Here is a 14,901-nt window from a genome sequence, read left to right on the forward strand (position 1 = left end):
TTCCTTCAGCAGGGCCTATTTAAGCCCGGTTGAAGGGAATATATCTTTCGCTCATTCCTCATTTATAACGCTATTGCACAGAAGAATGTATTTCAGTTTCAACTGACTCCATCAGCTTATGAATGGGGCACTTTTCCGCAATGTCCTTTAACAGATGGCGTTGCTGTACACTGAGTTCGCCGTTAAGTTGAAGGTTCACATTGAGTCTGTAAATACCGCTTTTTTCCTTACTGTTATCCCGCGTAATTTCGATATCCACGCTGGTAAGAGAAATATCTTTGCGCTTTGCGTACATTAACAGAGTAATAGCCTTGCAGGCTGCCAGAGAACTGTCATAAAGATCGTGAGGATCAGGTGCGTTGTCTTCACCTCCCAATGATGCAGCAACATCGGCAAACAAGGTATGCTGGTGAATGCGTATAGTTTGTAAATAGGTACCGGTTTCGCTTTTATGTAAAATAACGCTCATAAGTTATTCCTGAAGGTTTAATTTGTAGGAAAGGGAATGAACTCTTTTACATCATCAACTACTTGAGGAAAATTTCCCGCCAACCATTCCTGTTTGGCCTGTTCTACACGCTCTTTTCTACTGGAGATAAAATTCCATTCGATAAAACACTTACCCATTTTCTCACCACCGATCAGCGCAATTCTTGTTTCTTCTGTGGCTTCAATTTCCACCCCTTCAGCCGCCGATAACACCACCATGGCAAATTCTGGTATCACTCTGTCTTTTATTTTTAAGCCGCCTTTAGCAACGTAAATGGCGCGCTCTTCACAGTTGGGCAACACTAACGTTTGAGTGGTTTGCAGATGAGCCTCAACATACAAGGTTTCTGCGTATGTCAGTACCGGAGAAGTTAAACCATACGCGGAACCCATTAACACGCGTACAGCAACATCGTTGATATGAGTTTGAGGAATATTTGCAGCTGGATAATGATAAAAAGCAGGGTCAATTTCTTCATCTTTTTCCGGCAACGCCAGCCATAACTGCAGACCATGCAAAGTATGATCAATATGCTTTACTTCAGGGCGTTCGCGCTCAGAATGCGTAATACCTTTACCGGCGACCATTAAATTAATATCGCCCGGGGTGATGGTGGCGAGGCTTCCCAGGGAATCCCGATGCAGAATTTCACCTTCAAATAAATACGTCACGGTCGCTAAATTTATATGCGGATGTGGGCGTACATTAATACCCGACCCTGCAGGAAAATGTGCCGGCCCCATATGATCGAAAAATATCCACGGCCCGACCATTTGACGCTCTTTTGTGGGAAGCGTGCGACGCACGGAAAAGTCCCCTAAATCTTTTGCTCTGGGCTGAATGATTATTTCGATTGCGTTACAGCCCTTATCAACATCGCAATCTAATTCTATTTGGCTTGTTTCAATACTCATGCGTTTCTTCCCTGTAAATGAAGTTTTCATCTGTTTGGCAACATAACCGACTGCCAGATAATTAATGATAGATGAAGTTAATATCAAAAATACTTCACAACTGTGTTCGCGACTATAAAAATTTACTTATCACGTGGCATCTTCTGACGCGTGCAAGGGACGCGATGCAGACTTTTTCAAAAAAACCAATAATGCCAGTAGCGGCAACGCACTTCCCATAATCGCCACCGCAAACCATCCGCCGTACGCGTAGAGCGCACCAGCCATTGTCGAGCCCGCCGCACCACCAATAAAGATACTGGTCATGTACAACGCATTCAGACGGCCGCGACTATGAGGATCGAGGGCGTAAATCTCGCGCTGCCCTAATACCATGTTCATTTGCACGGCAAAGTCCAACAACACTCCGGTTAGGGCCAGAAACATCAGCCCGAACGGCAGGTTGAATAAGCCTGGAACAAAGCTGACCGCTGCCAGAATCATCGCCAGCTTAGACATTTTCTCAGTAAGCCCTGCGTCTGCCAAACGTCCGGCCATGGGCGCAGCAATGGCGCCTATCGCTCCCACCAGCGCAAAAATCGCAATTTCAGTTTGACTCAAATTGTAACGTTCAGATAAAAACAGCGGCGCGGCAGTCCAATATAAACTAAAGGCGGCAAACATAAGCCCTTGATAAAAAGCGCGCTGACGCAGCAACGCATACCGTTTAAACAAATGTGCGAGTGAAGCCACTAATTGCCGATAGCTGACCTTATGCTGCGGCTGATGGGAAGGGATCGTAAAAATTACAACAACAGCAATTATCAGCATCAACACTGCGGCACAATAGAACACGGCGCGCCAGCCAAAGTGATCGGCAATAAGACTGGATACCGGTCTTGCCAGTAATATCCCTAACAGTAAGCCACTCATGATGTTGCCCACTACCCGGCCGCGATTCTCCTCGCGCGCCAGATGCGCAGCCAGGGGTATTAATATCTGCACCGATACCGAACTGAAGCCGATAAGCGTGGACATCAGCAGTAAACCTGCCGGACTATCCGTTAGTGCCATACCGACAAGACTAGTAATAGTCACGGCAAGGGTCGCGAGCATTAACCGCCGGTTTTCCAGCAAATCTGCCAGTGGTACCAGAAAGAACAGCCCTAACGCGTAGCCTATCTGGGTCAGCGACACGATAAATCCGGCGTTGGCAGTAGAAATTCCTACATCCGGCGCGATTAACTCGATAATAGGTTGGGCATAATAAATATTGGCAACAATTGCACCGCAGCAAATAGAAAATAGTGTGACTAACGTACTGCTAAGTACCGGTTGAGCTTGAGCTGTCATAATGTTCTCCAGATAAACTATGGTTACACTCACAGTTCCAAACATGCAATTACCTGATTGCTCTTCGATGCAGCACCAAGAGAGAAAATAAACTTGCTGGAATAATGAGCTTTGGTATTGAGAATCCTGCTCACCAGCTCTCAATACACTTATAGTAAAGCGCCTTATACCTGCAGAGAATCCTCTTTAAATGCAAAACGCTATTGCGATTGACGCAATGCACTTATTAACAACTGGACGTTGCCTTACTTGGGCGCAACCAGAGAGAGTTTACAATTACAAAAACAGCGCCCACTGAAATAGTGAGCACTGACGACATTGAAACTTTCACAGCTCAGGCTGACGCTATTATTATTTTATTGGTGAGGGCATACCATGTGGTGAAGAGCGCAGATATTGCGGTGGTGCCGTCACTTGCTCACCCAATTCGGCAGCGGCATGCCATACCCAGTGAGGGTTGTACAGGATCCCTCTCGCCAGCGCAACGGCATCAGCCTGACCAGAAGCAATAATATTATCGGCCTCTGGCGCATCAGTGATAAGCCCCACCGCGATAACCGGAATGTTAACAGCCTGCTTAATAGCCGTTGCGAACGGTATCTGAAAACCTGGCGCCACGGGAATCTGCTGTAAGGGGCTTAAGCCGGCGGTACTCACGTGAATAAATTGACAGCCTCTTTCTTCCAGCGCTTTTGCCAGCACCAAGCTTTGTTCTACATCCCATCCACCAGTCACCCAATCTGTAGCAGAGATGCGTACACCCAAGGTTATATTATCTGATACCGCCGCTTTTATTTTATCAGTAATTTCCAGCAATAAGCGCATCCGATTTTCAAGGCTGCCACCATATTGGTCGCTCCGCTGATTAGCTAGAGGCGATAAAAACTGATGTAATAAATAGCCATGAGCCGCATGCAGTTCAATGGCTTCGATACCAAGACGCTCCGCTCGTTTTGCCGCTTCAACAAAATCGGTAATAATTTCGGTAATTTGTTCAGGAGTCGCGGCGTCTGGGGCGGGTTCCTCATCACCATAAGGTAAAGCGGAGGGAGCAATAGTTTGCCAGCCATGGGGGTTATCGGGCGTAATTACCTTCCCGCCGTCCCAGGGTTTTTGTGTCGATGCTTTACGCCCGGCATGCGCCAATTGTATGCCAACAGGCATGGAAGAATATTTTCTTACTGCTGTTAATGATGTAGCCAGCGCGCGTTCCGTTCTATCATCCCACAAGCCTAAATCCGCATAGCTAATTCGACCTCGGGGATTAACAGCCGTCGCTTCTAAAATCAACAAACCCGCCCCAGATAAAGCCAATCTTCCCAGGTGAATGGTATGCCAGTCAGTAGCGGCACCGTCTTCTGCAGAATACTGGCACATAGGCGCAATAATAATGCGGTTTGATAATGTTAGATTGCCCAGGTTAAGGGGTTGAAACAGATGGCTCATTAAATTCCTTAGAAATTGTTAATTGCCGAGACAACCAGCGGCTCGGTTACGCGCTGTTTTTCGTCAATACATTGTGTGCGACACAGGCAGATATAATAGGGGCATTTATATGTGCAGAGAATACCGTGCAGACGCAAAACATTGTTGCTTATTTCGCAAAACCCCCTGTCAGGCGGAGAGTCTTGACTAAACGTCTATTGAGGATCCGACTTCAATAGGTGCGTAACAAAATCGATGAAAGAAAAGACGCTCACGAAGGCTACGAGGTGTTCACGAATCATTGTGGTTTTGATTTTTACCGCTGTGTTAATCGTTTAGAAATAGAATAGTTAGATAGCAATGATATTCCGATTAAGAAAAAAAGCGCCCCAATGCACGTCCCTTCTACCTAGCTTCTGTGGCGAACATCAGGTGCTTTATTAGTCTGTCGTCGGTGGAAGTAGCTACAATACTTTATGCCAGTGTTTAGCGTTTAGATTTAAGAGCAAATCAACCCTAACCCATGACTGTTTATAGAATAATATTCGCCTATTTCCTTGGCGAATATTTTCTCAGGTGGTTTTCGACATCTTCGTGCAAGTAAATATCATCCATACTGCAGATAATCCAACGAGCGTGTAAACGATGCGTGAAAGCACGGACATCTCTCCAAAGATGGCAGCCACTAAATCAAAGCTTAGTAAACCCACCAAACCCCAGTTTATACCACCCACAATTACCAACACCATGGCAATCCAATCTACGGCAGTCAGACCGGTGCGCCGTTCAGTAGTATGAGTATTCGTTGTCGCCATATCATAATCCCTTTATTGTGTTTATTGAATGTGCCGATACTTTCTGTAGAAAGAAAACGGCGGTGAAGTTTCGGTTGGATAAATGCAACCACCGTGCCCACTTATTAAGTGTAGATAGATATTCAGGTGAAGCAAATAAAAGAAAATTTAAGCAAATTTTTTATGAAAAATTTACCGGGTTCTTGAAAAAATTTGTGTCTGCAACTTTTAAATTCGAACACAAAAAGCTGTAGAAAATTTTATTGTGAAGCATATTTTTGATAAAAATAATGCGAGCTCATTGTCTGGAACATCTAATACAAGAAGATGCTTACACTCGGATTTATACGAATGCGAAAAGCGAATACACTTGTTTGATTCTTTTGCCGAAACAGTAATTTTATTACCATGCATTAGCTCTGTTCGGTTTTGCCTTTTGATTTTACTCAATCTGACGGGGCTTTTTAGTAATGGCGCTATTTTGGGTGTCGTCAATTGTTTGAGTGCGACGCAAGCAGATATAATAGGGGCATTTATATGTGCAGAGAATACCGTGCAGACGCAAAACATTGTTGCTTATTTCGCCCCCCCCTGTCAGGCGGAGAGTCTTGACTAAACGACTATTGAGGATCCGACTTCAATAGGTGCGTAACAAAATCGATAAATGCACTAGTCCGTTTTGAACCACGATGATTGGGCAGATAAATTGCAGAAATTGCAGAGCTGGCGCTGTTGGGGCTTACCTGGTAAGTGCTGAGCATTTGCATCAGCCTGCCATCAATTACATCCTGGCGGATTAACCACTCCGGCAGCAAGGCAATGCCCTGCCCGCCAAGAGCCACCTGGTGTAAAACCTCCACATTATTGCTCTTCAGCTTTCCCTTTACCGGTATACGCTGTTCTTCTTTGTTAGCAAGAAAAGTCCACATAAACTGGCTGTTGCCATAGTCATAACGCAAACATTGATGGTGCAGCAAATCAGCTGGCTCGTGCGGTTGCCCATATTGATGAATATAAACAGAGCTGGCAATCACGAGTCGTTTAAATGCTCCTATCTTTCGGCTGACTAAATCTTCCATGGGAGCTACAGATCCCAACCGGATAGACACATCAATGCGCTGCGTGGATAAATCCACGACGTCATCAGTTAATACAATGTCCAGGTCGAGCTTTGGGTGGCGATGTAAAAAGCTACCTAAATGTGGGGCAATAACATGACGACCAAACGACATCGGCACGGTTACCCGTAGCGGACCCGACACTTCCTCTTGCGAGTCTTTAACCAGTTCATCGGCTTCTAAGACGCTGTCGATGATTTTTCTCGCATTTACATAATAGGTCATACCCGCTTCAGACACCGTAACCTGTCTGGTTGAGCGATTAAGTAATACCGTGCCCAACTCAGCTTCAAGCGCATCAACGATTCGGGTAATGGTAGAAGGCGCGACGGAAAGATTACGTGCTGCTTGCGAAAAACCTTTGGCATCTACCGTTGCTACAAACATTTTTAACGCTAAAAATTTATCCATTTTAATCCATGCTTACTGGGGTCTGCCGGTCAGACTTGATGTCTTCAACGGCCCCCTTACACTTAATGCCGTTCACTTTACGGTAAATCTTACCAGCAGCGCAATTACGTATTCGTCAGCTAAAAATAAGCTAACCAACTGAGCGAAGTTTACCTCGCCTTAAACGCTTTTTTCACCCCACCCGCACATTCAAAAATATTGAACTATCAATGCAAATTGTTCTGATTTTAATTAATTCAAAAAGGTCTATATTACATTCATCAGCAGAGGCAAGGGTTCGGTCAGAAAAGAATGTAGCAACCCGGTTCGAAATATTTTAACTAAAGGGAGACAATAACCATGTTCAAACAAAATTTCACTAAATTAACCGCTTCCCATGCAGGCTTTGCGCCGGTGGCACTGCGTATTCCTATTGGCATCACATTTATCGCCCACGGCGCACAAAAACTCTTTGGTGCTTTTGGGGGTTACGGGCTTGAAGGAACCGGGCAATGGATGGCGTCAATCGGGTTGGAGCCGGGCTACCTGATGGCATTGATGGCAGGTAGTGCAGAATTTTTCGGCGGTCTGTTCATTCTGCTTGGTTTACTCACCCGGCCAGCGGCGTTGGTGCTGGCGCTGGCGATGCTGGTAGCCATATTTACTGTGCATATTACCAACGGGTTTTTTATGACCGGTAACGGCATTGAGTTTGGCCTGGCGCTTTTAGCCGCTTCAGTGTCATTGGTGGTTTCAGGTAGTGGCAAACTTGCTCTCGATGCTCTTATCAACAAAAAGCTTCAGGCTTAATTCAATTTTTAAGGAAAATTATTATGATTAATATCAGATTAGCTAACGAACGCGGCGCAGCAAATTTTGGCTGGCTTGACAGCAAACATACGTTTTCTTTTGGCTCGTACCATGATCCAAAACATATGGGGTTTTCCGCTTTACGCGTAATTAATGATGATACTGTTACCCCTGGCGCAGGCTTTGGTACCCACGGGCACCGCGATATGGAAATTATCAGCTTTGTTACGAAAGGAATCATTGCCCATAAAGACAGCATGGGCAATGTGCAGGAACTACCAAAAGGCGAGTTTCAACTCATGTCTGCTGGCAGTGGCGTCACACATAGCGAGTACAACGGCTCCGGCACTGATATGCTCAAGTTTCTTCAGATATGGATAGAGCCTGAGACTAAAGGTGGCACGCCGGGCTATCAACAAAAGGATTTTGGACAGCAGCAAGGCTTGACAACCATCATTACTCCAACAGGTGAGAATGGCACGCTGAAAATAAAGCAGCAAGCCACGCTTAGACAGCTCTACCTTGCGCAAGACACTGCAGAAAAGCTAACGATTGAAGATAGTCGCAAAGTGTATATTCATGTGGTTGAAGGAGAACTGCAGGTAAATGAAAAGACACTTAATGCTGGCGACGGCGCACAAATTGCCGATTTGGCCACTTTGGATTTACGCAACCAAAATGAGCAACAAGTTCTTGCTTTAGTGCTTGAATTGCCGTGATATATGCGATCTTGCTGGGCTATTTCAGGTTGTAATACAGCCGGTAAAGTAGCTCAGCTTTTCTTTAGGGATGATAAGATAATGCGCCACGCCATCACCTTCGATGCAATCAGAGTTTTAGAAGCCATTTCGCAGGAAGGCAGTTTTGCTGCCGCTGCCGCAAAGTTAGCGAAAGTTCCTTCCGCTATTACCTATACCATGCAAAAGCTTGAAAGCGATTTAGGCGTGTTAATTTTCGACAGATCTAAAAAACGAGCAGCACTGACTTCTGCAGGAAAATTAGTGCTGGAAGAAGGCATTGCATTATTACAAGCCTCCGCACGACTGGAAGAAAAGGTGCATCAGCTTGAATCTGGCTGGGAATCAAAAATCACCATTGCCAAAGATACGCTGATCCCGGATGCGCAGTTGCTGGCACTTATCGGCGGTTTTTGTCATCTTGATAAGCAGGTTGAAATTACCGTTATTGAAGAAGTGCTGGGTGGCGGCTGGGACGCGTTGTACACCAAGCGCGCCGACATTGCCATTGGACTGACCGGCGAGTTACCCAAAGGTCAGTTTGATATAAGTGAAATGGGAACCATTGAATTTGTGTTCGCGGTTGCCAGACACCATCCGCTAGCTGATTTTGTGGGTCTGCTTGAACCCCAGCATATATTGCAGTATCCCAGTATTATAGTCGCCGACAGTTCGCGCACCTTACCGGGGCGTTCTTCCGGATTATTTGACAGTAAGCAAGTTATCCGCGTAAGCAGCATGCAAAGCAAGATTCAAGCGCAGGTGCTTGGCGTGGGCATAGGCTTTTTACCACTGCATTTGATTAACGCGCAACTCGCAAGCGGAGAGCTGGTGGCAAAAGCCTCCGCGATACCTCGCCCACCCATTCCGGCTTACTTTGCCACTGTAAAAGGCAAACGCGGCAAGGCGTTAAACTGGATTTGCCAGGAATTGCAGCAACAGCAATGGTTTAAATAAACAAACTTACATCTTTAGCGCCAGGATAAATTTTATGCTTGCATCAAAACCTTCAATTGAAAAGCAACAAGGGCAACTGCATCGTTTATTTAAGATCCGACTGAAACCTATGTCGCCACGGGATATGCAACAGGAACATCGTGCTGCTACCCCCTTAGAACTACTTTTTGATTTGGTTTCAGTTATTGCCATAGCAGCGGCCGCAGCAGGGTTGCATCACGCACTTGCTGAAGCTCATTATATTGACGGAATATCAAAATACATTGCGGCAATATTCGCTATCTGGTGGGCGTGGATGAATTACACCTGGTTTGCTTCCGCCTACGATAATGACGATCCGTTGTTCAGACTATTAACCATGGTCATTATGGCGGGTGCCCTAACCTTGGCCGCAGGCATCTCACAGTTTTTCGAGCAGCTGGATTTTGGTCTGGTAGTCATGGGCTACGTGATTATACGATTGGCAATGGTCGCACTTTGGCTAAGAGCGGCAAAACATGATAGAGCCAGAAGAAAAACCACCTTAAGCTATGCCGTCGGCATTGCCTTAGTACAGTTATATTGGGTTGGGCTGCTATTGGCAGACATGTCATCATTGAGCTTATTTTTCGGCGGTTTTGCTATTGGAATAGGGTTAGAACTGTCTGTGCCAGCACTTGCAGAGCGCCATGGCACCACTCCCTGGCATCGTGACCATATTGTCGAGCGATATGGTTTGCTCAATATTATTGTGCTGGGCGAAACTCTTTTAGCCGGCTCGATGGCCCTCAATCAGATAAACCTGGATAACTTTGATACTCGCTTTGTTTATTTGGCGATTTCATCTCTGGTTATTTTGTTTTCGCTGTGGTGGTTGTATTTTTCCCGTGAAGAACAACTGCAACACAAGCAATTAAAGCTGGCACTTATTTGGGGTTATGGCCACCTGGTTATTTATCTGGCTGGCGCAGCCGTGGGAGCAGGGTTTGCCTTACAGGTAGATATTCTGGCCGGTCACTCCACCACCTCAATATTAATCGCTCACTATGCAGTGGCAATTCCCATTGCTGCTTATTTTGGGGGAATATGGTTTGTAAGGGATCGGTACGTTCTTGGCTCTGCGGCTAAAGGTATTTTACCGTTGTTTGCATGCCTTATAATAATTTCTCCGCCGCTTGTAGGGTTAGGGGGTGTAGCATGTTTAACCGTAATGAGCGTATATCTACGCAATCATTTAGCCTCCACACAATGACCAGTTTTATTTTGCGTAGTTGTTGTAGACGGCCCAGACAGAAATCTTTGCCTGCTACTAACACCGCAATCAATGTGTTGATTCCAGTTACCACTGTTCATTTTCCAAGGTAGCGAAAATGATGTACTCCTATCACGGCTGAACCCCGCCAAAATAATTCTTCTCTCTCCCGCCGACATTCCCGCATCGGCGAGCTTTTATTCATCTGATAACACCTCGACAATCACAGAACATTTTTTTAACTTTTTTATGACAAGGCCTTTCCTTTTGGTGCCACCGGTGGCATATTAACACAACCTTAACATTAGATAGAATACATTGAGTTGTTTATGCAAAGGTTCTCCGGCAAATACAATTTATTAAGCTGCTTGCTCATCATCAGCGCGCTTTCGATAAAAAACGGCGTTGCTAATACCGATGCTGACTGGGCTCTGGCTGATTCGATTGTAAAGGAAATTCAACAACCGAAAATACCGGATCGCACTTTTACCGTCACTGATTTTGTCACCAACGGCGAATCATCCGATCATCAGGCAGCCATTCAGTCAGCTATCAACTCAGCTAGTGAAGCAGGCGGCGGCAAGGTGGTACTACCTAAAGGTAAATGGTTTAGCCGCGGCCCCATTCAACTTAAGAGTCGCGTGAACCTGCATCTGGAAAAAGGCGCAACCCTGTTGTTTTCTGCAACGCCAGCAGATTATTTACCCGTTGTGAAGACCCGCTGGGAAGGCACCGAAGTGTTTACCTATTCGCCTTTGATTTACGCTGCCAATGTGGAAGATGTCGCCATAACGGGTAAAGGTGTTATCGACGGCAACGCCGATTCTGCCTTTATCGACTGGGTTAATAAGCAGGACAAGGATGTAGCAGCATTGCGGTCCATGGGGTTTAATCTGGTTCCCGTTGGGCAGCGTCAGTTTGGTGAGGGACATTTCCTGCGCCCCCCGCTCATTCAGTTTTTTCATGCCAAACGCGTGTTGCTACAAGATTACACAGCCATTAATTCGCCATTTTGGGTAAATCATTTGTTATATACCTCTCACGCTACGGTCAAGGGCGTTTCCGTAGATAGCCATCAGCGCAATAACGACGGCCTGGACATCGAATCAAGCCAGCATGTGCTGGTGGAAAATAGCCGCTTTCGCACTGGAGATGATTCCATTGTCATTAAATCCGGCAGAGACGCAGACGGAAGATCAATTGGTATTCCCAGCACCGATATTGTGGTTCGGCATAATGACTTAGGCGGTGAAGATGGTGTCGGATTAGGTTCAGAAATGTCGGGCGGAATTAAACGCGTATTTTTCAGCGACAACACCTTCCGTAAAGGCGATTCAGCCTATCGGTTCAAGAGCAACCTCGATCGTGGCGGCAGTGTCGAGATGGTGCGGATTCGTAATAGCCAGGTTTCCTCCTTCACCAATCTGTTTTGGTTTCAACTTAACTACCCAAGCAATTTGAATGGCAACTTTCCCGCCACCTATACAGATATCGTCTTTGAAAATATTCGCGCTGAAGACATAGGAACAGTGCTTGAAATTCATGCGCCTGACGCTTCACCGGTATCCAATGTCACCTTTAGAAATATTCAAATACGCCGGGCAAAAACCCCGTTTATTCTTGAAAATGCGAAAAATCTCACCTTCGAAAATGTGCAAATTGGCCCTCAGCGGTACGACGGGGTAATGAGCGCCGTAGCCCACAACGAATAACAGATAATGAGTATGAAAAACAACCAAAAACAGGATAGCAAAAAAATGCCACCGGTAGCGTAAGGAGGTGTTTTGAATGTTATCTATATCAGGGAATGTGCTCGCTGAATGCTGCTTTTCCGCGTCCAAATTCGACGCTACAGGAAAAGGCGTCTGCTTGCATTCTCCCTGTTCGAACTATCACCAGGACACAGAAAGCTAGGAGAAAACATGCAAACCGATCGCTTAACATACAACAAACTGGGTACAGCAATATTACTGGCGTTGGGAATAAGTCATGCACCGGCAGTATTGGCGCAAGAGACAACATCAAAAACGCCGTCTGAAGCTGACATCGAAGTCATTGAAGTCGGCGGCTTTCGCGGCGCATTGAACCGGGCGCTTTTCGAGAAACGAAGTGCTGTTACGTCAAAGGAAACCATACTGAGCGAAGATATCGGTAAATTTCCTGATCTGAATATTGCAGAATCCCTACAGCGCGTGCCCGGGGTTGCAATTTCCCGTGAAGGTGGCGAAGGTCGGCAAATTACCCTGCGAGGTCTGGGCCCAGCGTTCACCCGAACCACGCTAAACGGAATGGAAGTGCCAGCCAGCACCGATGGTACCGATTCTGGCGGCGGCGTTAACGGCGGCCGTGCATTCGATTTCAATGTGTTTGCCTCAGAGTTATTCAATCGCGTGGATATTCAGAAAACTTCTACTGCGTCTACCGAAGAGGGCGGTATTGCCGGCACAGTAGATTTATACTCTGCCAAGCCTTTCAGCAACCCTGGATTTCATGTCACTGCGGCAGGTCAGGGTGGATACAATGATGTTACGGAAGAAGTCGATCCGAGAATGGTGTTTATGATCAGCAATACCTTTGCGGACGATACCATTGGTGCTCTGTTTTCGGTGGCGAAATCTGAACGTACCGTCAGACAGGAAGGGTACGGCACGGTAAGATGGACCACACCAGTGGACGACGGTAGCGGTATCTATACCAGTGCAGCTACGGCGAACACACAGATAACCGGCTCACCAGCCAGTGACAACTGCGAATATGAAGAGGAAAACGTCTCGCCAATCAACTGCCTTTGGACTCCCCGCCTGCCGCGCTACGATTTTTTTGGGAACAAACAGGAAAGATTGGGAATAACCGGTACGCTGCAGTTTGCCGTGGGAGACATTGGTACAGTTACGTTTGATACGCTCCAGTCGAAACTGGAAAACGACCGTACCATGTATAACAACTTTGAAATGTTTCGCAGCACGTTCAGTGAAATTACTCCGGTTGCCATTACCATTGATGACAGTGGGCAGCAGGTCATTGCAGGTACATTTGATAACCTTACCTCGCGAGTAGAAAACCGACAGCAGGTATCAGAGACAGATTTTAGCCAGTATGTTTTATCAGGTGAGTTCTTTCTTACCGATGCCCTGCGTCTTGATGCTATGGTAGGTACCGCCAGTTCAGATGCTCGCTCTGAACAGTACCGTTACAATATGACCAACTTAACTCCGCATCGCTTCAGCTTTGACTTTACCGGTAATCCGAACGTTCCCGTGATGGAATATGGCTACGATTATACCGATCCCACCTTGTATGATTTATCTGATGGCCGCCTGCGTGCCACTGCCGTCGATCGTGACAATGATACTGCAAAGATAGATTTGGCATACCAGGGCGCTGAGCTCGAGGTAAAAATGGGGCTGGCATATAACGATAGATCGGTGAACTACAGAGAAGAACAAATTAACGACTTTCCCGATCAGGACTCGGCTGAAGGCTTTACGCAAATATTGCCCTACGACGATTTCGGTCACGGCTTTGATGGTCCGTTAAACACCTTTTTAGTAGCGGATTTTGCTGCAATTGAAGATCAATTACTGGAGAAAAACTGGACGCCACGCACTGAGCAAAGTTGGGAAATAGGCGAAGAAACACTAGCGGGTTATCTTGAGTTTAATTACGACCAGGATATCGCGGGAATGAATCTGAAATCTAATTTCGGCATGCGGTATGTCAAAACCACCTCTACTGCCACCGGCTACATTCAACTGGACGAAGTCACCGTTGAAAATGATTACGACAACTTCTTACCGGCGTTAAACCTGGCTTTGTCAGTCACCGACGATGTCGTTACCCGCTTGGGCATTTCCAGCACCATGACGCGTCCAAGTTTGGGCTCTCTTAACCCGGGCAACCCCTCGTTCTCTTACGTTAATGGTACGGTAAGCGCAGGCAACCCTTATCTGGACCCGTTTACCTCTAACAACGTGGACGTAGGACTGGAATGGTATTTCGCCGAGGAATCACTGCTTGCGGCTAATTATTTTTATAAAGATATTGAAACCTTTATCACCAGCTCCACCGAGGAGCGCTTGATTGATGAAGTCTATCTACCCTTTATTGATTCCGATCCGCAGTACGATCCTGCAATGGCTCTGGATCCCAGAACGGTTCCTTATACTCATACTTCTCCAGTAAACGGTGAAGGTACATCGGTTAAAGGCGTTGAATTCATTTATCAACAGCCATTCCGATTCCTGCCAGCGCCATTCGATGGTTTAGGTGTGGTGATGAACTATACGCGAGTATCTGCAGGAGAAATTACCGGCTTATCCAAAAATACTTATAACGCCACCTTGTACTATGAACGCGATGCCTACGGTATTCGCTTGTCACTGAATAAGCGGGATGATTATATCACCAGTTATTCAGGCAGTAACGGTAACGCCGAAGAAGGCACAACCGGGCCGACGTATCTGGATTTGTCAGCGTTCTATAATTACAACGAGAATCTGACCTTTACCATCGAAGGCATTAATTTAACCGACGAATATGAGCGTCTGTTCACTACCGGATACGGCTCACAAAACCTTATCCGGGAATATAACCACACCGGAACCCAGATATTCCTTGGAGCCAGATACACAATGTAATCGCTCTTTGTAGGGCCACATCATGTGGCCCTTTTTCTCTTCCAGCCTTAATGTTTTACCTTTGCA

The 14,901-nt window shown here is 46.2% G+C and carries 12 protein-coding genes; 6 read left to right on the plus strand and 6 right to left on the minus strand.

The window, feature by feature from the left end:
- Positions 1-70: 70 nt before the first annotated feature.
- From CA267_RS04825 to CA267_RS04850, 6 genes are all read right to left on the minus strand, one after another.
- A complete protein-coding gene (locus CA267_RS04825; RefSeq protein ID WP_075608540.1) occupies positions 71-469 on the minus strand; it encodes an OsmC family protein in 399 nt (132 codons plus the stop codon).
- Between the two features lie 17 nt (positions 470-486).
- A complete protein-coding gene (locus CA267_RS04830) occupies positions 487-1,404 on the minus strand; it encodes a pirin family protein (protein ID WP_075608539.1) in 918 nt (305 codons plus the stop codon).
- 129 nt (positions 1,405-1,533) lie between these two features.
- Positions 1,534-2,736, minus strand: coding sequence for an MFS transporter (locus tag CA267_RS04835; RefSeq protein WP_075609993.1), 1,203 nt, complete (start codon positions 2,734-2,736; stop codon positions 1,534-1,536).
- Positions 2,737-3,087: 351 nt separating this feature from the next.
- A complete protein-coding gene (locus tag CA267_RS04840; RefSeq protein WP_075608538.1) occupies positions 3,088-4,182 on the minus strand; it encodes an NADH:flavin oxidoreductase/NADH oxidase in 1,095 nt (364 codons plus the stop codon).
- 551 nt (positions 4,183-4,733) lie between these two features.
- Positions 4,734-4,976, minus strand: coding sequence for a DUF378 domain-containing protein (locus CA267_RS04845; protein WP_075608537.1), 243 nt, complete (start codon positions 4,974-4,976; stop codon positions 4,734-4,736).
- 599 nt (positions 4,977-5,575) lie between these two features.
- Positions 5,576-6,484: a LysR family transcriptional regulator gene (locus tag CA267_RS04850; protein ID WP_075608536.1), complete on the minus strand. Its 909-nt coding sequence runs from the start codon at positions 6,482-6,484 to the stop codon at positions 5,576-5,578.
- Between the two features lie 339 nt (positions 6,485-6,823).
- Here CA267_RS04850 and CA267_RS04855 point away from each other — a divergent pair, with 339 nt between their 5' ends.
- From CA267_RS04855 to CA267_RS04880, 6 genes are all read left to right on the plus strand, one after another.
- Positions 6,824-7,273 (plus strand): DoxX family protein, encoded by a 450-nt coding sequence (locus tag CA267_RS04855; protein ID WP_075608535.1) that lies wholly within the window; start codon positions 6,824-6,826, stop codon positions 7,271-7,273.
- 23 nt (positions 7,274-7,296) lie between these two features.
- On the plus strand, positions 7,297-7,992 hold the full coding sequence (locus CA267_RS04860; RefSeq protein ID WP_075608534.1) for a pirin family protein: 696 nt from the start codon (positions 7,297-7,299) through the stop codon (positions 7,990-7,992).
- An 81-nt stretch (positions 7,993-8,073) separates the two neighbouring features.
- On the plus strand, positions 8,074-8,967 hold the full coding sequence (locus tag CA267_RS04865; RefSeq protein WP_075608533.1) for a LysR substrate-binding domain-containing protein: 894 nt from the start codon (positions 8,074-8,076) through the stop codon (positions 8,965-8,967).
- A gap of 34 nt (positions 8,968-9,001) precedes the next feature.
- Entirely contained in the window at positions 9,002-10,198 is a 1,197-nt protein-coding gene (locus CA267_RS04870) for a low temperature requirement protein A (protein WP_083638320.1), read from the plus strand.
- A gap of 329 nt (positions 10,199-10,527) precedes the next feature.
- Positions 10,528-11,910, plus strand: a complete 1,383-nt coding sequence (locus CA267_RS04875; RefSeq protein ID WP_075608532.1) for a glycoside hydrolase family 28 protein — start codon at positions 10,528-10,530, stop codon at positions 11,908-11,910.
- A 210-nt stretch (positions 11,911-12,120) separates the two neighbouring features.
- Entirely contained in the window at positions 12,121-14,835 is a 2,715-nt protein-coding gene (locus CA267_RS04880; protein WP_075608531.1) for a TonB-dependent receptor, read from the plus strand.
- The last annotated feature ends 66 nt before the right edge of the window (positions 14,836-14,901 follow it).

Source organism: Alteromonas pelagimontana (assembly GCF_002499975.2).
GTDB classification, from domain to species: domain Bacteria; phylum Pseudomonadota; class Gammaproteobacteria; order Enterobacterales; family Alteromonadaceae; genus Alteromonas; species Alteromonas pelagimontana.